The following is a 20,198-nucleotide window of genomic DNA, read 5'->3' on the forward strand; positions in this document are numbered from 1 at the left end:
CATCAAAAGGCCGGAGACATGACTGCACCCGACCCGCTCTGCTCAATCATCAAGGAATAGACACTTGCCAGACGGGCGCCATCCAGACATTACGGTGCCCATCCTTCTATTAAAATTCTTGTTGCAGAAAATCGATTTTTCCACCAAACTAATCAAGCTTTGTGGGAGGAGCTATGACAAAGAATATAATTCTGGTGGATCCGTTGCCGCGGACTCTGGACCTGATCATGCGTCCTGAAGTAAGGGCCCGACTTGAAGCGCTGGGTGAGTTGGTCATCAGCGAAGACAAACCGATGGATGATGCAATTGTTGAGCGCAACTTGCCTGACACGGTGCTTCTGATCGGTCAGACCGCGATGCCCAAAGAGCGACTTGATCGTGCGCCGAAGCTAAAGGGAATTTTCAATGTCGAGACAAATTTTCTTCCAAACATAGATTATCAGGCTTGCGTTGAACGCGGGATATGGGTGCTGACACCTGCTTCCGCATTCGCAGGACCAGTTGCTGAATCCGCGCTTGCCATGGCGCTTGATCTTGCGCGCGGAATTACCACTGCCGACCGGGAAATGCGTGCCGGAACTGAGCAATATGGTCTCGAAGGCAATGTCGATACTGTTCGCTTCATGGGGTCGACGGTTGGGATTATTGGCTTTGGTGATTTGGGACGGCAATTTCGCGATCTCATTCGACCGTTTCGCAATAAAACGCTGGTTTATGATCCGTGGCTGCCGACCGAAATCATTGAGCGGGCAGACTGTATTCCAGCCTCTCTTGATCAGGTTGTACAAGACAGCCAGTTCATTCTGGTTTTTGCCAGCGTGACGAGCGAAAATCAGGGACTTATCGGTGCGCGTGAATTTGCAATGATGCAAAAGGGTGCAAAGTTTCTGCTGATGAGCCGCGCTGCTGTTGTGGATTTTCCCGCAATGCTGGACGCGGTTAAGTCAGGGCATATTCAGGCTGCGACCGATGTTTTCCCCGATGAACCTGTTGCATCCGGCGATCCGGTACGGTCTGTCGAAGGGCTCTTGCTTTCTGCGCATCGTACGGGCGGAACGCGTGATGCGTTTTACGAAATCGGCTCAATGACAGTCGCTGATGCTGAGCTGATCATGAAAGGTTTGCCGCCGCAATTGTGCCGCCGGGCTGATCCGGCAACGGCAGCAAAACTCCGGTCTAAGCCGGTAACAATCTCATAAAATAAAAATAGTCTGCCAATATTTTCACGTTCTATGGAGGAGAATGAACATGAAAGCCGGTAAAACTCTTTTATTGTCTGCGGTTTTTGCAGTTGGTGCATTTATAAATGCATCCGCCGTACAGGCTGCTGATTATGCTGTTATTCTGAAAACCCTCTCTAATCCGTTCTGGCAATCAATGAAGCAGGGCGTTGAAGACAAAGCCAAGGAACTTGGCGTCGAAGTGGATATTTTCGCTTCACCGACCGAAGACGATACACAGGCTCAATTGCAGCTGTTCGAGGATGTTCTGAACCGTGATTATAAGGCAATCATGTTTGCCCCGATTTCGCCGGTTAATCTGGTACAGCCAGCGGCTCAGGCTTATAAAAAGAACATCCCGCTGATCAATATTGATGAAAAGGTTGATCTTGCTGCTCTCAAGCAAGCGGGGGCCAATATCCAGGCCTTTATCACCACCGACAATAAGGCAGTGGGTGCTAATGGTGCCAATTTCATTATCGAAAAGCTTGGTGCTGACGGTGGTGAGGTTGCAATCATTGAAGGCAAGGCGGGCGTTGCATCTGGTGAAGACCGTAAAGCGGGTGCGACCGATGCATTCAACAAAGCATCGAATATCAAACTTGTTGCAAGTCAGCCTGCGGATTGGGATCGCTTGAAGGCGCTCGATGTGGCGGCAAATATCCTGCAATCGTCACCAAACCTCAAAGCTTTCTATTGTGCCAATGACACAATGGCGCTGGGTGTGGTTCAGGCCGTGCAAAATGCAGGCAAGACAGGTGAAGTGATTGTTGTGGGAACAGATGGTGCGCCGGAAGCGCGTGAATCGGTTCAGGCTGGACGTCTTGATGCAACCGTTGCTCAGAACCCTGCAACAATTGGCGCTGATGCACTCGTTGCGGCTGTTGAAGCCGTCAAATCCGGCAAGCTGATTGCTCCGGATGCAGATGCACCACAGGTCAATATTGAATCGGTGCTGGTTACTAAACAGTAGGAATGCGGGGTGCGGTTCAAATAACCAAACCGCACCCTAATTCACAACAAAGCCTAAATCGGGAGAGTCTTATGCCGGATTCTGGCCACGAATTGTCACGTCCTCTTATTGAGATGCGCAATATTGCCAAGTCGTTTGGTGGTATTCAGGCATTGAAAGGCGTAGACCTCGATGTTCATGCTGGTGAAGTGCATGTCCTGCTTGGCGAAAACGGTGCTGGAAAATCCACCCTCATGAAGGTTTTGTCGGGTATTTTTGCGCCAACCAGTGGTGAAATTACCATTGACGGTCAAACACATACACGCCTTACACCAGGGCAGGCGGCGCAGGCCGGCATATCGATCATCTATCAGGAACTTAGCATTATCGATGAGCTTTCGGCGCTGGAAAATCTGTTCGTCGGCAATTTGCCGATTAAACGAACGCTTCTGGTGAACAGGATTGATTGGGCAGATATGCGCGAACGCGCGCAGGCTATTCTTTCAAAGCTGAAGATCAGTATCAATCTTGATCGGCGGGCCGGGGATTTGCCGATTGCGCATAAGCAAATTCTCGAAATTGCCAAAGCTTTGATGGGAAATGTCAGAGTTTTGGTGATGGACGAGCCAACATCTTCACTGACGCGCGTTGAAATTCAGAGCCTTTTGCAACTGGTGAACCAGCTTCGTCAGGAGGGAATGGCGATATTGTTCATCTCGCATAAATTCGACGAAGTGCGCCAGATCGGTGATCGCTTTACCGTGCTTAAAGACGGCAGTTCTAATGGCACTGGCATGATCGCAGATTATACGAATGATGAGCTGGTTCAGATGATGGTTGGCCGTGCACTCATTCATAACTACACAAATCCAGCGCTTAATGCTCAGTCGCCAGTTGTCCTTAAAGTCAGCAATGTGACTTCCGCTACCAATGATCGTGTTCGCGATGTGAGCTTTGAAGTGCGTCATGGCGAGGTGTTTGGCTTTGCTGGTCTGATCGGCTCTGGGCGAACCGAACTGATGGAATGCCTGTTTGGTGCAGACAAACGGTCGTCAGGAAAAATTGAGTTGAATGGCCGTGATGTTACGCCCCATTCACCGTCACATGCCTTGAAAAATGGAATGGCTTTGATCACGGAGAACCGCAGAAAAACTGGGTTCTTTCAGAATTTTTCCATTCTGGAAAATATCGTGCTTTCCAAGCGCGTAAAGGATGCGCCGCTGGATGGCATGGCGGCCGTTGTCAGCAAGCGCGATGATCGCCAGCTTGCTGAGATTGAACGTAAAAAACTCAATGTGAAAAGTGCGTCAGTTGACCAGATGGTAACGGAACTCTCCGGCGGCAACCAGCAAAAGGTGATTGTTGCAAAATGGATGGCGACCGAACCTGATCTCATCATTTTTGATGAGCCAACGCGCGGCATCGATGTTGGTGCCAAAGCTGAAATTTACGCAATCATCCGGCAACTGGCCTCTCAGGGTAAGGCAATCATTGTGGTTTCATCAGAGCTTGCGGAAGTGCTCGGCGTCTGTGACCGCATTGCAGTCTATCGTGATGGTAGCATTGCCACAATTGTCGATGGACACAGCGCAAACGAAGAAATCCTTTTAAGCCACGCTATCGGTGGAGCAGCATCATGAAAAAGTTTCAGGAAAACTGGGACAGATACGGCACACTGTGCATTCTGGTTGTCATTCTCGTCCTGTTCAGTGTTCTTTCGCCGGAATATTTCCTGCGTCGCCAGAATCTCGTTCAGATCATGCTGCAAAGCTCGATCACGATACTACTGGCGCTGGGCGAGTTCTTCCCGATTTTGATTGCGGGCATTGATCTTTCAGTTGGCTCTATCTTGGCACTGGCAGGGATTGTGACGGGCAAACTGCTGCTTGCAGGCTTTGACCCTTACAGTGCCGCGCTGATTGGCGGTGCTGGCGTTGGATTAACACTCGGCGCATTCAATGGCTTGCTGGTTAATTTCACCGGATTGCATCCGTTTATTATCACCTTGGGAACCAATGCTATTTTTCGTGGCATCACATTGATTATTTCCGGTGCAAGTCCGGTCTTCGGCTTCCCTTATGCCTTTACGGAAACCTTTGCTGGCACGGTTTTCTGGGTTCCGGTTCCGGTTATCGTGGCTTTCGGTATGGCGGCGGTTCTGTGGTATCTGACGCAACAGACAAGGCTTGGCCGTAATATTTATGCGATTGGTGGAAACCGGGAAGCTGCGTTTTTCTCTGGGATTAATGTCAAGCGCCATACGCTGATCGTGTTCATGATTTCCGGTCTTTGTGCGGGGCTTGCCGGTGTGCTTTCCACTGCACGTTTGGGAGCCGCCGAACCTGCCGCTGGCACGGGCTTTGAAACTTTTGCTATTGCGTCGGCTATTATCGGGGGAACGAGCTTCTTCGGCGGCAAGGGCCGTATACCATCTGTGGTGATTGGCGGGCTTATTATCGGTACGATTAGCAATGGTCTTAACCTGATGCGTGTTCCAACGTTCTACCAGTTGGTTGTCATGGGTGGTCTGATCATTGTAGCGGTTACGCTTGACCGTTTGATTGCCAACAGAAAGTAACAGGAGCGATTGCCTGCCATCATGACACGACAATCCCCGCCCAAGGCGAAAAAGCCAGTGACTGTTCAGGATGTGGCGAAATATGCGGGCGTCGCACCGAGCACGGTTTCCAATGTTCTGACAGGGCGCAAATTCGTCCATCAGGACTTGCGGAAAACCGTTCTCGCGGCGGTTGCTGAAATGGACTACAAGCCAAATTTCGTCGCATCCAGCCTGCGTCAGGGGCGTACCAATTCGATTGGGATCATCGTGCCCGATATTACCAATCCGTTCTTCTCGGAGTTTGTTCAGCGGGCAGGAACCGTTGCAATGCAGGACGGGATGCAACTCCTGCTGATGAACAGCAACGAGCTTTCGGTCACACAGGCTGATCTCATCAATACACTCATTGCGAGGCAGGTGGATGGCATGATTGTTTTCCTCAGCGATGAGGAAATTGCATCCAGTGGCCATTCGCTGATCCGGTCTGTTCCCACTGTTCTGGTGGACCGCGGCGCAGAACTGCCGGATTTCGATACCGTTGCCATTGATAATATCACGGCGACCCATGCAGGAACAGCGCATCTGATTGAAATGGGACATCGCGACATTACGTTTCTCGCTACGCGTGACACTCTGGTTCACATGAACCAGCGCGTTGAGGGATATAGACAGGCGATGGGGGAGGCTGGTCTCTCTGACCATATCAAAGTGATTTACGCTGGTGTGACGATAGAAGAATGCCGCCACTCATTGCAGCAGCAGGTTTTCAACCAGAAGCCACCGACGGCCTTGTTTGCATCGGCCTATATTGCCACACTTGGTGCTATCAAGGCTGCACGGCAGGCGGGACTTGAAATACCTCGCGATATATCGCTGCTTGGCTTTGATGACTCTGACTGGATGACCGTGCTGACGCCAACCATCAGCACGGTGGCGCAGCCGATCGATGCAATGGTCGAGAGCGCGTGGCGGCTTCTTATGCAGCGTATTGGAGAACCGGAGCGGCCGCTATCGCATGTGGCGCATAAGACGGATATGCGCGTGCGGGAATCCGTTGCGCAAAATCCTGAAAACTGAGGTTAATTGATCGGGAGGAAATTATGCAGAAAATTCGATTGGCTATGATAGGCGGTGGAGAAGGCGCGCTGATCGGTAACGTGCATCGTATTGCAGCGCGTATGGATAATGAGTTTGAACTGGTCGCTGGTGATTTCAGTTCTGATCCTGAGCGCAATTTGCGATCTGCAACTGCATTGGGCCTTGCAGATGACAGGGTTTACGATAGTGTTGAAGCGCTGATTAAGGATGAAAAAAGCCGACCTGACGGTGCTGAGGTCGTTGCCATCGTGACGCCAAATCATTTGCATTTTGAGGCGGTCAAAGCGTGTTTGCAGGGTGGCTTCCACGTTATCTGCGATAAGCCGGTGACGTCCACTTTGGAAGATGCTGTTGCCCTTGTTGAGATCGTCAGAAACGCCCCCGGACTGTTTTTCCTCACACATAATTACACCGGGAATGCCATGGTGCGACAGATGCGCGATATGGTTCTCTCCGGGGAGTTGGGCGATATACGTTTCGTCAATTGCGAGTATGTTCAGGACTGGCTGAGTGAGCCTGTTGAACTGCATGGCTCCAAGGCCGCTGAATGGCGGACTGATCCGCAGAAAGCGGGACCGGGTGGTTCAATCGGCGATATTGGAACACATGCTTATAATCTGGCCGCTTACGTGACGGGCCTAACGCCCGGACAGCTTTGTGCTGATCTCACATCCTTTATTCAAGGCCGTAGGGTCGATGATAATGCCTCTATACTGCTACGCTATGATAATGGTGCAAAGGGGCAATTGTGGGTCAGTCAGGTGGCAATCGGCAATGAAAACCGATTGAATTGCCGTATCTTTGGCACGAAAGGCTCGCTTGAATGGTCGCAGGAAGACCCGAACCGGCTTTGGTATTGCAAATCGGGGCAGCCGCGCACGGTGCTGACACGCGCTGGCGCTGGCGCGACCTTTGGCAATACGCAATCAGCGCGTGTCCCGCCCGGTCACCCGGAAGGTTTTCTCGAAGCCTTTGGCAATATTTACAAATCTGCTGCCAACGCAATTCGCAGTCATCAGCAGCGTAAAAGCGATGCAAGTAGAATTGCCTACCCGACAATCGAAGATGGCCTTAACGGTCTGTATTTCATTGATGCCTGTATCCGCTCAAATGAAGCCGGTAATGGCTGGGTCAATGTCGAAACCTGTGCGAGGGAGAGCGCATAATGAAAAGCTACAGCAATCCAATCGGCGTTCACGCTCTGGTCTGGACCGGGAACACATCGCGAGATTCAATTGAACTCGCCGCAAAGCGAAGTGTTGAGGCGGGTTACGATCTGCTTGAGCTTTCGCTCCATGATCTCGACAATCTTGATGTTGATCATGCGCGCTCGGTTTTAAGTGCTTCTGGCCTTTCGATCGTATGCTCACGCGGGCTGGCTTTTGATGCAGATGTTTCGAGCGACGATACGTCTGTGGTTCGCAAGGGTGCAGAACTGCTGCATCAGTCGCTTGTCGCGACCCATGGGCTTGGCGCAAAACTGCTTACAGGGGCGCTCTATTCGGCGCTTGGCAAATACGGAAAGCCAGCAAGTGCGAAGGGGCGTGAGAATGCCGTCGCAGTTATCAAAGATCTGGCGCGTGAGGCCAGCAAGCTTGGCCTTACATTGGGGTTGGAAGTTTGCAACCGCTATGAAACCCATCTCGTGAATACGGCAAGGCAGGCTTTGTCACTAGCTGACGATATTGGTGCGGATAACACGGTTATTCACCTCGATACGTATCATATGAATATTGAGGAAGATAACCTCATTCGGCCACTGCACGAGGTTGGTGAACGGCTCGGTTATATCCATATCGGTGAGAACCATCGCGGCTATCTTGGTTCAGGTCATATCGATTTTACGGGCTTTTTCCATGCGCTGATTGATATTGGCTATAAGGAGCCAATCACGTTTGAGTCCTTCTCTTCAGCTGTGATTGCAGAAGGACTTTCAAATGATTTGGCTATCTGGCGCGATACTTGGTCGGATGGACTTGAGCTGGCCAAGCATGCCCGAACATTTGTTGATACACATCTGACGGTCGCCTGATGCTAATATCGCTGCCGGTCTAGTTGTGAATACTGATCCGGCAGCGGTGATAAGGAATATCTGAAGGACGCGAGAGGTGGGGCATTTCGGGTATTGGTGTTGTCATGTCTGGATGGCGCCCGTTTGGCAATATGATTTTGGGGCACAGTTACCTTAACTCTGGCGCAAGCATAAGCTGCGAAAATAGGCCATGATCGAAACTCGTTCCTCACTTTATCACCGCCATCGTTTCCCTGCTGAGATTATCGCGGAGGCGGTATGGCTGTATTATCGCTTTCCTCTTAGCTTTCGCATGGTCGAAGATATGCTGGCTTACCGTGGGATCATCGTCACCCACAAGACGGTGCATGAATGGGCGGAGAAGTTTGGACGTGAATATGCCAATACGATCCGTCGCCGTACCCCACGTCTTGGTGATAAATGGCACCTTGATGAAATGGTCATCACGATCAAGGGTGAGAAGCATTTTCTGTGGCGCGCCGTTGATCAGGATGGCTTTGTACTCGATGTTCTTGTTCAGAAGCGCCGTAACACCAAGGCCGCCAAGCGTTTCATGCGTAAACTTCTGCGTAGCCAGGGCTGTTCAGCGCGCGTCATGGTTAGCGATAAGCTGAGGTCTTATGGCGCTGCCAAACGAGAACTGGGGATGAGCGTTTGCGATCATCGTCAGCACAAAGGCTTGAACAACCGCGCTGAGAATTCGCACCAGCCCATCCGACGACGAGAGCGGGTCATGAAGCGCTTTAAATCAGCGCGACGGGGACTGTCAGGAATTTTGTGCTTGAGGCGCCTTTCATTGGATTATGAAACGCTCGCCGAAGACGACAGCGAACTGTGTTTTTGCCTCGAACCATTCACGCGGCGGCCTTTTCCAGTCGCCAGCCGCCTGATTGAGCACGAGGTATAACATTTTCATTGCGGCGTCGTCATTTGGAAAATGACCGCGTGCCCGGATTGCCCTGCGCAGTTTTGAATTGAGGGCCTCGATAGCATTGGTCGTGTATATGATCCTGCGCACGGCGGCAGGATAAGCGAAGAATGGGACGACCTGGTCCCAGTTGCGTCGCCAGCTCTGGGCAATGGCTGGGTATTTTCCGCCCCAGTATCCGGTTTCGAAAGCATCAAGGGCCTTGAGCGCATCTTCGGCGCTGCTGGCCTGATAGATTGCCCGCAATGCCGGCATGAGCGGCTTGCGGTCCTTCCAGGACACGAAATTCAGCGAATGCCGGATGAGATGAACCACGCAGGTCTGCACCACCGTTTGCGGAAAAGTGGCCGTAATGGCCTCAGGAAATCCCTTCAGCCCATCGACAACAGCCATCAGGATGTCCTGAACGCCACGATTTTTCAGCTCGTTCATCACCCGCAGCCAGAATTTAGCGCCTTCCGTCTGCTCGATCCAGATACCGAGAATATCCTTTGTGCCGTCCGGCAAAACGGCAAGAGCGATATAGACGGCTTTGTTGCGAACGAAGCCTTCATCGCGGATCTTGACGCGGATGGCATCAAAAAAGACGAGCGGATAGCAATTGTCGAGGGGACGGTTCTGCCATTCGCCCACTTCGTCCATCACCGCGTCGGTGATCGCTGAGATCAGGTCCGGGGAAACGTCGATGCCATAAAGCTCCTCCAGGTGACCACGGATCTCGCGAACGCTCATGCCGCGTGCATACATCGAAATGATCTTCGTATCGAAATCCGGGAACCGGCGCTGATATCTGGCGATCAGTTGCGGATCGAAAGTGCCCGAACGGTCACGCGGTATTGAAAGGGTCAGTTTCGAGGTGCCGGTCAGCACCGTCTTTTTCGACGTACCATTTCGACGGTTCGCATTGCCTTCCGAACGCTCGTCCTCAAGGTGCTCATCAAGCTCGGCATTCAATATGCGTTCCGAAAGTGCCTTCTTCAGTTCCTCCAGAAGACCATCTTTCGAAAACAGTTCATGCGGATTACGCCCCGCAAGAAGCTGATCCAGAAGTTCCTTGTCTATTGCCATACGATGGGTCCTTTCTTTCCATCACTATGGCCTCAAGCACAAAAATTTCTACACTCCCGCGCGACGCTTCACATCCATTCACGACCCGGTCTACAATCTCCACTACTTTCCCCGCAACCTTCTCTCCTCAGCAGACCATCGCGAGCTGCGTCAGACCGCCACAAACATGTGGCGTGAAATCGCATGCCTGAAAGCTGCATAATTTCAGCGTCATAGACAAAATTGCGGACTTGCTCAGGTTAACGTAACAGTGCCGCAGCTGTATATCTCAGCGGAAATGCTTCTTCCTTTGTCAACGGACAGGTCCTCCATGTGGATGGTGTCATAACTGCAAGCGTCTAGAATGGAAGGCTTCATTCAGTCTGCTATTTCACCCCTTCTCCACCAGGCCGGATAAATCTATCGGTACTATACTCATAGGTGGCACGTACCTGCCTTAACAAAACTATAGCCTTTTATGCAATTTCAAACAATAAAATGAAATAGCCATAACAAATAACCCCATAAATACAAAGACGGATGATATATTAAGGTAGATCAGTATAATTGCAAAAATTGCTGATGGGACAATCTGGGCTATGTCGCGATATGTATTGTAAAGTGGGACCATTTTTATTCTTTGATGCGGGCGCACAGCCCGCAAAAATGGCGCATTTCCCCCACTATCGACAGCGCTGATAGCAAGTGCTCCACCGATTAAGGATGCTACAGCCCAATACGGATGATCTATTCCTAAAATTCCAGCGGTCACTGTGAACACACCACACATCAGGTAACCGTAGAAAAAGGTAAGACGAAGCCCGTATCTGCGCGATATAATCTGCCAGAACGGTGCCAGAATTAGGGTACCTGCACCCAATGCAATAATTGGGCCGACTGACGCACTGCTAAATCCGGCCATTACAACAAATACCGGCGTATAGACTGTATATACTTGCCACCAGGATGACCTGCTTACAGCCAGGAGCCAGGCTAATACAAGGCGGGGCTGTGATTTGAAAAGGACGAGGTCTTTAAAGCCCGGCATGGCAAGTTGGACAGCCGGTTGAATTTTTGCTGCCCATGGTATCAGCAACTTAAGCAATAAGGGCACACAAATTGCGCAAACGCCACTGAGCATGATTGGCAGCCACAGGATATCTTTGTGGATTGCCCAGCCACACAATAATGGTCCTGCAAGATAAGTGAAACCAGAAAACAAAACCCGACGAGATTCAAAAAAAGACAGATCGCGGCGCGGTATAATCTGAGTAGTATAAATATTGATCGCACTCTCAAAGAGAGTGAACATCAGGAACTGAAATAACAGCCCTGGAAACAGAAACCAAATATTGTTAGCAAGAAACGATACTGCGGAGAGAACACCGAATAATGCTGCCATTATTAATGAGCGCCATAATCCGATAGATGAAATAATTCTGGGAAGAAACAGACTGAAGGCAAGGCATATCAGACTCACTGAAAGATAAAGAGTGCTGATATAATTGGCGTGACCAAGAAATTTTAAAGCAAGAATAGGAATAGCTGCCACGATAGCAGTTCGTGCCAGCACCATAATTGCATATATGAAAGACAAGCTCAATTGCGGTGAACAAGGAGCAGATTGATTAATTATGGCACGCCTCCGTACCGTTAGATTAGTGGATCGGGCGCTGATTTCTCGCTTACACGAAAAATTTTTTCAGCGCCACGATCCTCGCTGACCAGTATCTGCCGGGGGGATGGCAGCGCTGGTCAGCGAATGGTTAAAGTTTGTCAGACGGTTTCGCCCATCAAACGATCCCGCAAAGACAACATATCGGAACAGACCTGTTCCAGGTCTTTTGCATCAAACCCGTCAGCATATTGGAAATTTTCTTCTTCCAGCAGAGACTTAAGTTTGCCGCGATATCGAACTGTTTCACCTTCAACAACGAGGCCATTTTTTTCTTCGAAGCCTGAATTCCATTCAATCGCTTCTTCCCGCGTGATGGAAGCAGGGAGGTCAAGAACCAGCTCGTTATTGTCCAGACGCACAGGATATCCACCGGGCAAGCCATCCGGACCTGGAGCATGTCCACGCCACGCGGTTCCTGCGGCCAGTGCGAGAATGAGAGTCACACCGGATGCCCCTGAAATTTCAATGGCGGGTTCAGGTGTCAGCTGGCACTGTCTGAACGTTTCAAAGACATTATCCAGTTTTTCTTCACCAACATAAACAAGAGGAGCAACAGCCCCTGCTCGTTCTTCCGGTGGCTTACGCCATGCGGCAAGGCACTGATAATGCGCAATTACACGCAATGGATCAGATTCTGAATGTTCATAAGCACCATCAAATACATTAGACAGAATAGCGACATTGCCAGTGCCGCAAAGTACATCATGTCCCATCGCTTTGATGACGCCATTGACCACATCCGGGAAAGAGCAGTTAATCAACAAAGGACGGTTCTTACGACCGGAGATTGCTGCCGCCATGCGTGACGAAATCAGCGACTGAAACACAGCCGTTGCGCTCAATCCGCCTTCGGCTACCAGCTGGGTCCAGCGATTGCCTTTATCGGAAATCACGGTTGAAGTTTGAATAGACGCAGCCTGCACCACGATACGCGGATTGCATTCGTCAAGCAGCCAGTCACTGGCGCCATCTGCAACTATGTCAACTTCGATAGTTGAAAACCGCGCCGGCGTTGAAAACATCGCTGCGCGTGCGTTACCAGCAGTTTTCAGCCAGTTAAGGCGCATTTTATTCCTGCCGGCAATCACAACATTGACCGGTGTTTTTGCAGTGGATGCGATGTCCAGAGCAATTCGCCCTGCAAACATTCCCGTACCCGTAATCAGAACATCACAGCTCATATTGCTTTACCTTTCACCTTTTGAGGTGCCTCCCAACGATTATCCGGACTTACATCCAGAAGATGTTTCTGAATTCTCTGGCTTGGTGTTCTGTGGAAACCTTCAACCAAAGAAATAAATCTCGGCCGCTGAAATGGAGCCAGCTGACTTGAAAGCCATGTCCATATTTCAAGCGGATCCGGGTTTGCGCCAGCGCGCGGTTCGATGAAGAGATGAATGTCATATTCGCCAATTTCGGCTTTGACACCCACCAAAGCTGACTCTTCAACATCCGGATGGCGATTAGCGACACTTTCGACTTCAAACGCAGAAACATTTTCGCCTTTACAACGAATAGAATCTCCTGTGCGCCCATGGAAATAAAGATGGCCATCTTCATCCCAGGAACCGAGGTCACCCGTATAGAAACCGTCAGCTTTCACTGCTTTGGCAGTTGCTTCAGCGTTGCGGTAATAGCCTGCGGTAATAGCTCCGGGTAATGTAGTCGAAACTACAATTTCACCCTTCCCTTCACCAGGCCCAAGCGCCTTGCCATTCTCGTCAATCAGCCGCACGTTAAAATAAGGCAGGGGCCGACCAACAGATCCCACAACGTTTTCAGCATTATATGTGGTCAGGGATGAGCATTCAGTCATTCCGTAACATTCACGGATCTGAACACCAAAGCGTTCTTCAAAAGCACGCCAGACTGAGGGAGCGCAGCCCCCTCCCCATGCCACACGCACATTGTGGTTACGGTCAAACGGACTTTCAGGCTGCTTCAGCAGGATCTGAATAATACCACCCAAATGATGAATATGTGTACAGCCGGTCTCACTGACCTGACGCCAGAATTGAGAGCCACTGAACCGCTCGGTCATGGTGAGGGTAATGTCATGAAAGAGTGGTAGCAGTATCACCTGCGCGCCGCCGATATGATAGAAGGGCTCCCACATAAAGAACTTGTCGCCAGGCTTGAGATCTGTGCAAAGAGCCACGGAATGACAAGCAAGTTCCAGCATCATATGGGTGACCATCACACCCTTTGCCGGTCCGGTGGTGCCGGAAGTGAACATGATTGCTGCCAGATCCTGTGGCTCTGGCAAATCTACAGCAGGTGCGTCGCCAGTATATTCAGGAAAGGAAGTATCCGCCACAACCTGAACTGTTGTACCGGTAAGCTCAGCACTGGCACGTATTGTTTCAGCGACAGAAGGCTCACAGAAAGCAAGCTTTGGCTCTGTTGTGCGGAATACATTATCCAGTGCGTTGCCCACCAGTGCCGGATTAACCGGCACCCATACTAATCCCCGACGCAATAGCGCAAAAATCATAGCCAGTGAGTATGGGCTATTTGGCATCATGACAACCACACGGTCGCCAGACTTAAGATCTTCTTTCGCTAATACGTGGCCAATAGCTTCAGACGCCTTGTAAAGGTCGTCAAAATTGCACAACTGGCCGTTCAGAGTCGCGTAAGTATTTTGCGCACTGCTTTGCGCGCGGTCCATAAATGACCGCACCAGTCCATGGATATGCATTTTGCATCCTTAGTATTCGTATTCAAAGAGGGAGGTTATCTTTGAATTATCTCTCGAGTTTACGCGCCAGGAGCAGGATTACCGTCACGATCAGAAGAACGATGACAGAGACTGCGGCAAGTGTTGGATTAAGCTGAAGGAACATGTCGTCCCACATCTGCTTTGGAAGCGTCGTTTTCAGTCCACCGGATACGAAGATCGCAATAGTCAGCTCGTCCAGTGAAGTAACGAAAGCAAACAAAGCAGCAGACAGAAGCCCACCACGCAATAGGGGAATGGTAATCAGACGCAAAACTGTCAGCTTGCCTGCGCCCATGGTTTCTGCCGCCTGATTAAGACGCCAATCGTAGTTTTTAAGCACCGACCCGATAGTGATGAACGCATATGGAAGCGCCAGGAGTGTGTGGCCGATTACCAGCCCCGTATCCGTCGCGACAAGACCGATCTGCGCCATCAGGTAAAACAGGCCAACCGCAATTACGATTCTGGGTACAATCATCGGCGCTAATATCAGACCAAAGATCAGACCATTCAGACGTGATGAACTGCGGGACAGAGCAAGTGCTGCCAGTCCACCCAATACCGTGGCGAAGAAAGCCGTAGCGAAGGCCACCCCAAAGGAACGCATCGTTGCGCTCATCCAGATTGCTGAGTTGAAATATTGTTCAAACCAACGCAGCGAGAACCCGGGAGGTGGGAAAGCAAGATTTCTGCCCGAGGTAAAGCTAAGTGGAATGACAATCAGGCCAGGCAGCATCAAAAAGCCGATAAGCAATACCACATAAATGGTTCTGAACGGACTGCCGCCTTCTTTCGGTGGGAAAAGACGATCCAGTGGGCGGAAAATCCGGGCCACAAGGGCAAGTATCCCATAACCCAGCTTACGCAGCGGACTGTCAGGCGACATTGTTTTCTTGCTTTGGACACCATTGCCGGAAGAAAGGGAAGACAGTCCAAAGAGCTTATTATAGATCCCTATAACCACAAGTGCTGCAACGACCAGCATTGTTGCAAGAACAGCAGCAAAGGGCCAGTTTACGATTTCCTGAACCTGAGTAATGATTGCCTGAGCAAGCATCGTCTGCTGACGTCCGCCAAGAAATGCCGGAACAATAAAGAAACCTAACGAAGTGATGAAGGTCAGCAGACCTGCCGCCACAACACCTGGCATTGAGAGCGGGAAATAGACCAGCCAGAAACGATCCGAACGACTGGCACCCATAGTGGAGGCAGCCAGAGTCAGACGGTTATCAATTCCAGTCATGACCGGCAACATAGAAAGGACGGCAAGCGGAATCATGGCATGAACCATACCGATCAACACGCCCAATTCATTATACATGAGATTGACCGGGCGATCAGCGACACCAGATCCAAGTAGGATTGAGTTGAAAACACCATTCTTGCCCAGCAGGATCATCCAGGCAAAGGTTTTCACCAGATATGACGTCCAGAAAGGCAGCAGAACAAGCATCAGCATGTTGCCACGCTTGCGATCTTCAAGGCTGGCAAGCCACATAGCAATCGGGTAGCCGAAAAGCACCGAGAAAATCGCAGTCAGCGCGGAAATTTCAAGCGTGATGCCCAAAATTCTCCAATAGAGCAGGCTGTCCCCAAGTCGCTCATAATTGACGAGCGAAAAGCTTCCCTTAGCATCATCCGTAAAGCTGAGCCCCAGAAGGCGGAACATAGGAAGCAAAAAGAAAACAGCAAGAAGCAGCAAAGCTGGTGCTGCGAGCCAGATCGCATCGGGTTTCCAGGTTTTTGCTGAGGTGTTCGTCATGATACGATCCTCGCAACAGATCGGTTCCAGTAGAGACGAATTCTATCGCCCACCGATGGAAGATTTGCTGCCAGCGGATCATGACGCACGCTGAACTGGCTGCCATCAGATAGCTTGACCAGCAGACGTACATCCGAACCGATATAGACCATATCCTCCAGAACACCCTCCAGACTATCCTGCTCGGCTGATTGAGGCTGGCCGACGAAAATCTGTTCTGGTCGAATGACAAGTGCAAGTACCTGACTTTGCTTATCGCGCGCAGTGAACTGGCCGGTGAAACTTCCCACGGATGTTTCAATAGTAGCGATATCAGCATTCGCAGAAGAGCGCTTGCCCTTGATAATATTGGATTGACCAATAAAGGAAGCTGCAAAGACAGTTTCAGGATTGAGATAGATCGATCGCGGCGGAGCAATCTGCTCAATTTGTGCATGATTCATGACGCAGATACGATCTGACATAACCAGTGCTTCTTCCTGATCATGTGTCACGTAGATAACTGTCGTGCCAAATTCCTGATGCAAACGACGGATCTCAAGCTGCATGTTTTCGCGCAGTGACTTATCCAGAGCACCCAGAGGCTCATCCATCAGAATGATTTTGGGGCGGTACACAAAACAACGGGCCAGTGCCACACGCTGCTGCTGCCCACCAGAAAGCTCGCGAGGGAACCGATGCCCAAATGCTCCAAGCTGAACTTTATCAAGTGTTTCTGTGACTTTTTTGCTGATATCTGAGTGGCTCATCCCACGCATTTTTAGCGGGAAAGCGATGTTCTCGGAAACAGTCATATGGGGGAACAAGGCATAATGCTGGAACACCATACCCATACCGCGTGCATTCACCGGGCGATATGTCCAGTCTTCGCCCTCGAAAAACATCTTCCCCGTCGTGGGCTCTACCAGACCCGAAATGATCTGTAGAAGAGTGGTTTTTCCTGACCCTGAAGGTCCGAGCAATGTGAGAAACTCTCCATCCATGATGGTAAGTTGGGTTGGCTTGAGCGCCGTGAAATCCCCATATTTTTTGGAGATGCCATCAAGCAAAAGTTTCTCAGAGCGGGCGTCCTCAGTCATTACTACTCCGTAGTCTGGTATCTTTTTAAAGCCGTATCAAGTTCAAGCAGTGTGCGGGCAGGAGCTGACGGGAGAACCTGCGCTCTCCCGTCGTATGTTTACTCTACTGCAACAGCCAGCCATTGAAGCGTTCAGTCGCTGCATTGCGGTGCTCCAGCCAGTATGGGTCAGAGGCCAGCGTCATCTTGCTCAAATTCTGCGGAGCAGTTGGCAGGATCGCCGCACGCTCTGGCGGAATGAAGTCGTAGGCCTTCAGGTTGGTAGGACCATAGGCAACATAGGGTGTGAATTTTGCCTGTTGCTTCGCTTGTGCGCAGAATGCCACGAACTGACGTGCCAGATCGGCTTTCGGACAACCCTTAGGAACAACCCAGCCTTCGATTGAATAAAGACCCTGGTTCCAGACGATTTCAGCCGGCGTTCCATTGTCAATTGCAGCCTGGAAACGAGCATTCCAGCCAGCAATCATGTCAACTTCACCGCTTTCAAGAAGCTGTGTTGACTGCGCGCCACCGGTCCACCACACATCAATATGATCCTTGATCTCATCAAGCTTGCGGAAAGCACGATCGAGATCAAGAGGATAGAGATCCTTTGGATCAACGCCGTCAGCCAGCAAGGCGACTTCCAGCGTATCCAACGGGTTTTTACGCAGCGAACGACGACCGGGGAATTCTTCAACATTCCAGAAATCTGCCCAGCTTCCCGGCGCCTTCTCACAGGTTTCTTTATTAAAAGCGAGCACGGCTGAATAAACATCAGTTCCCAGCATGTTGGGATGAACCGCTTCTGGCATCACATCAACGACAGCCTCGGCAGGGATATTGAGCGGCTCAAGCAGACCTTCCCGCTCAAGGATAAGACGAGCTGAAAGCGTTGCCGTGCAGACATCCCAGATATACGAGCCGGTTTCAACGATGGATTTAAACTGCGCTGTAGGTTCCGCGTCACGAGCGACACCTTGAATCTCAATGCCTGTTTCGGCAGTGAAATCATCGTAGAATGCCGCACGATAGCCTTCTGCGAATGGCCCACCCGGATCTGCAACAACAAGACTCTCGCTGGCCCATGCCTTACGGTTGATCATGGGCATCGCCAATGCAACAGTCCCCCCAAGGAGTAACGTACGGCGGCTAATGTCAAATGAAGACTTTTTCATTTTATCCCCTGTTATAATTAGACGATTGCCCCTATTTGATCAGATCAGGCTGGAATTCCAGATGCCTATGGCGGAACCGTATCGTCTGTTGTTGTTATGACCCGCAAAATCAGGGCCTCTGAAATGCGGAGGCTTACGCCCCCGCCTTACGAGCTGCACGCACCGCAAAGAATTTTTCCATCATTGCCTGCGGTTCGCCGGTCGCGTAGGCTTCAGTCTGGATTACAACGCCACGCTCCATTGCGTTATCGAAACCATCCTGGGTTACTTCTGCAATCCGCTGGCGGTTAAGGCGCATTGCAACTGGTGGCAGCGAAGCCAGATGATTAGCTAGCTCCAGCGCTTCATCCTGGACTTTTACCTGATCAACCAGTCGCGAAATCAGACCAAAGGAATAAGCTTCTGCTGCATCAAGCATTCGTCCGGTAAGCGTAAGATCTATCGTGCGGGAAAGACCGATCATTTCACGCATAATCCAGTTGCCGGTTACTGTTGGGATACCTGAATTGATTTCTGGCTGCCCCATAGTGACACCGGAATGAGCCACGCGCAGATCACACAACAGCGCGATCTGAAACGCCGAGCCTGCGGCAACACCATTCAATGCAGCTACGATTGGCTTGGAAGAATCGCGGAACAGCGAATAAAGAGCCTTCCATTCACCCATCCAGCCTTCTGTGCTGGAAGAATCAAATGTCTTACTTTCACTCAGATCCTGACCAGCACCAAAAGCGCGGTCACCTGCTCCTGTCAGAATCAATGCACGGATTTCATCATCCTGCTCAGCATCCTTGAGCGCCGCTATAAGCTGGTCGCGCATGGGCTTATTCCATGCGTTGAGCTTCTCTGGACGATTCAGTGTAATGCGACGAACCGCTCCGATTGTTTCCGTGAGAATAAAGCTGCTCAACTGCGCCTCCGTTATTGTAATGCAATAATAATTATTATATAGAAACAAGGAACGTGATCACCGTCAAGGAAAAGTTACGAAGAAACAGATTTTTCTGCTAATGATCGGCGCAACAGCAGCAAGAATCTTGCTCTATTGAGTCCAGAATTGAGTTTTTGTTATTGACGTACAATCGTCGGATAGCACTGAAAGGGTGGCATTATGGTAGACAGCAAGAAAAAAGCGGATCCTTTAATGGTGCAATCCGTGGCGAAGGCCTTCAATATTCTTCGGTCTTTTGATCGTTATGATCCGGCCATGACTCTGTCTCAGCTTGCCCAAAAAGCGAATATAGACATCAGTACGGCACAAAGGTTTGCTCATACACTACAGCAGCTTGGCTATCTTAATAAACATCCGCAAAATCGCCAGTATGAGCTTTCGGTCAAGGCTCTGGATTTAGCCCACCACTTTATTGGAAGCTCTAAGCTGGTCGATAGAGCAATGCCAATATTGCAGCACCTAAGCAAACAAACAGAAGAAACGGTAAATCTTACAGTTCTTGATGGCAATGAAATTGTATTCGTAACAAGATTTTTAAGCAGACATCTTCTCAATACTGACGTTATTATAGGATCTCGCCTTCCGGCTTACTGCACTGCTCCGGGAAGGGCAATACTTTCACGCCTTCCGCGCGAAAAAGTAGCTGAAATATTAGAGTCTTCCAAGCTTTTAAGCTACACACGCGACACACCTACTGAACCGGATCGAATCATGGCGATGGTCGCTGAGGCTCGTGCCGCCGGTTTTGCTACAGCCTATGAAGAAATATATCACGCTGACGCTTCTATCGCAGCCCCTATTACTCACCCTAACGGTGATGTCCTGGGGTCTGTCAGCGTAGCCGTAACTCTCGCGCGTTACAAGCGTGAAGACGTGCCGGCAAAGTTTGCCAATCTGGTCATTGCTGCGGCTCACTCAATGTCTTTCAGTTAAAGTATGAAGGTTGCATGCATTTTTATTGACAAGTATGAAAGCTTAATCTTACCATTATGCCATAGTTATTATTGCA

At 50.4% G+C, this 20,198-nt stretch carries 16 protein-coding genes and 1 pseudogene; 9 read left to right on the plus strand and 8 right to left on the minus strand.

Translation table 11 applies throughout. From position 1 onward, the window contains the following. The first annotated feature begins 173 nt into the window (after window positions 1–173). The 8 genes and pseudogenes from VBH83_RS16275 to VBH83_RS16310 form a co-directional block, all read left to right on the plus strand. The gene (locus tag VBH83_RS16275; protein WP_396998615.1) at window positions 174–1,199 is read left to right on the plus strand and encodes a hydroxyacid dehydrogenase; all 1,026 of its coding nucleotides are present in this window, start codon (window positions 174–176) and stop codon (window positions 1,197–1,199) included. Window positions 1,200–1,248: 49 nt separating this feature from the next. Next, window positions 1,249–2,193: a D-allose transporter substrate-binding protein gene (gene alsB / locus VBH83_RS16280; RefSeq protein WP_396998617.1), complete on the plus strand. Its 945-nt coding sequence runs from the start codon at window positions 1,249–1,251 to the stop codon at window positions 2,191–2,193. 71 nt (window positions 2,194–2,264) lie between these two features. After that, the gene (locus VBH83_RS16285) at window positions 2,265–3,812 is read left to right on the plus strand and encodes a sugar ABC transporter ATP-binding protein (protein WP_396998619.1); all 1,548 of its coding nucleotides are present in this window, start codon (window positions 2,265–2,267) and stop codon (window positions 3,810–3,812) included. Then, window positions 3,809–4,750 (plus strand): D-allose ABC transporter permease, encoded by a 942-nt coding sequence (alsC, locus tag VBH83_RS16290; RefSeq protein WP_396998621.1) that lies wholly within the window; start codon window positions 3,809–3,811, stop codon window positions 4,748–4,750. The genes VBH83_RS16285 and alsC overlap by 4 nt, the downstream gene beginning before the upstream one ends. A 21-nt stretch (window positions 4,751–4,771) precedes the next feature. After that, on the plus strand, window positions 4,772–5,809 hold the full coding sequence (locus tag VBH83_RS16295; protein ID WP_396998623.1) for a LacI family DNA-binding transcriptional regulator: 1,038 nt from the start codon (window positions 4,772–4,774) through the stop codon (window positions 5,807–5,809). Between the two features lie 23 nt (window positions 5,810–5,832). Further along, window positions 5,833–6,996 (plus strand): Gfo/Idh/MocA family protein, encoded by a 1,164-nt coding sequence (locus VBH83_RS16300; protein WP_396998625.1) that lies wholly within the window; start codon window positions 5,833–5,835, stop codon window positions 6,994–6,996. Then, entirely contained in the window at window positions 6,996–7,862 is an 867-nt protein-coding gene (locus VBH83_RS16305; protein ID WP_396998627.1) for a sugar phosphate isomerase/epimerase family protein, read from the plus strand. Before VBH83_RS16300 ends, VBH83_RS16305 begins: the two co-directional genes overlap by 1 nt. A gap of 190 nt (window positions 7,863–8,052) precedes the next feature. Next, a pseudogene (locus VBH83_RS16310) lies at window positions 8,053–8,637 on the plus strand (IS6 family transposase); the annotation flags it as partial. Window positions 8,638–8,655: 18 nt separating this feature from the next. Here the strand turns inward: VBH83_RS16310 and VBH83_RS16315 are convergent. The 8 genes from VBH83_RS16315 to VBH83_RS16350 all read right to left on the minus strand — a co-directional run bounded on the left by VBH83_RS16315 (window position 8,656) and on the right by VBH83_RS16350 (window position 19,147). Further along, window positions 8,656–9,858 carry an IS256 family transposase gene (locus tag VBH83_RS16315; RefSeq protein WP_396998629.1) on the minus strand — a complete coding sequence of 401 codons (1,203 nt, stop codon included), beginning with the start codon at window positions 9,856–9,858 and terminating at the stop codon, window positions 8,656–8,658. Window positions 9,859–10,303: 445 nt separating this feature from the next. Next, window positions 10,304–11,440 (minus strand): MFS transporter, encoded by a 1,137-nt coding sequence (locus VBH83_RS16320; protein WP_396998631.1) that lies wholly within the window; start codon window positions 11,438–11,440, stop codon window positions 10,304–10,306. 173 nt (window positions 11,441–11,613) lie between these two features. Then, window positions 11,614–12,696, minus strand: a complete 1,083-nt coding sequence (locus VBH83_RS16325) for a hypothetical protein (protein WP_396998633.1) — start codon at window positions 12,694–12,696, stop codon at window positions 11,614–11,616. Next, window positions 12,693–14,216 carry a class I adenylate-forming enzyme family protein gene (locus tag VBH83_RS16330; protein WP_396998635.1) on the minus strand — a complete coding sequence of 508 codons (1,524 nt, stop codon included), beginning with the start codon at window positions 14,214–14,216 and terminating at the stop codon, window positions 12,693–12,695. The genes VBH83_RS16325 and VBH83_RS16330 overlap by 4 nt, the downstream gene beginning before the upstream one ends. Before the next feature lie 46 nt (window positions 14,217–14,262). Next, window positions 14,263–15,999: an ABC transporter permease subunit gene (locus tag VBH83_RS16335; protein WP_396998637.1), complete on the minus strand. Its 1,737-nt coding sequence runs from the start codon at window positions 15,997–15,999 to the stop codon at window positions 14,263–14,265. After that, a complete protein-coding gene (locus VBH83_RS16340) occupies window positions 15,996–17,078 on the minus strand; it encodes an ABC transporter ATP-binding protein (protein ID WP_176038660.1) in 1,083 nt (360 codons plus the stop codon). The genes VBH83_RS16335 and VBH83_RS16340 overlap by 4 nt, the downstream gene beginning before the upstream one ends. Window positions 17,079–17,181: 103 nt before the next feature. After that, entirely contained in the window at window positions 17,182–18,165 is a 984-nt protein-coding gene (locus VBH83_RS16345) for an ABC transporter substrate-binding protein (protein WP_235969179.1), read from the minus strand. 205 nt (window positions 18,166–18,370) lie between these two features. Then, window positions 18,371–19,147 (minus strand): enoyl-CoA hydratase/isomerase family protein, encoded by a 777-nt coding sequence (locus tag VBH83_RS16350; protein ID WP_176038658.1) that lies wholly within the window; start codon window positions 19,145–19,147, stop codon window positions 18,371–18,373. Window positions 19,148–19,348: 201 nt separating this feature from the next. Here VBH83_RS16350 and VBH83_RS16355 point away from each other — a divergent pair, with 201 nt between their 5' ends. Then, window positions 19,349–20,122: an IclR family transcriptional regulator gene (locus VBH83_RS16355; protein ID WP_396998640.1), complete on the plus strand. Its 774-nt coding sequence runs from the start codon at window positions 19,349–19,351 to the stop codon at window positions 20,120–20,122. Window positions 20,123–20,198: the final 76 nt, after the last annotated feature.

This window comes from Ochrobactrum sp. S1502_03 (assembly GCF_044435015.1).
Classification (GTDB): domain Bacteria; phylum Pseudomonadota; class Alphaproteobacteria; order Rhizobiales; family Rhizobiaceae; genus Brucella; species Brucella chromiisoli.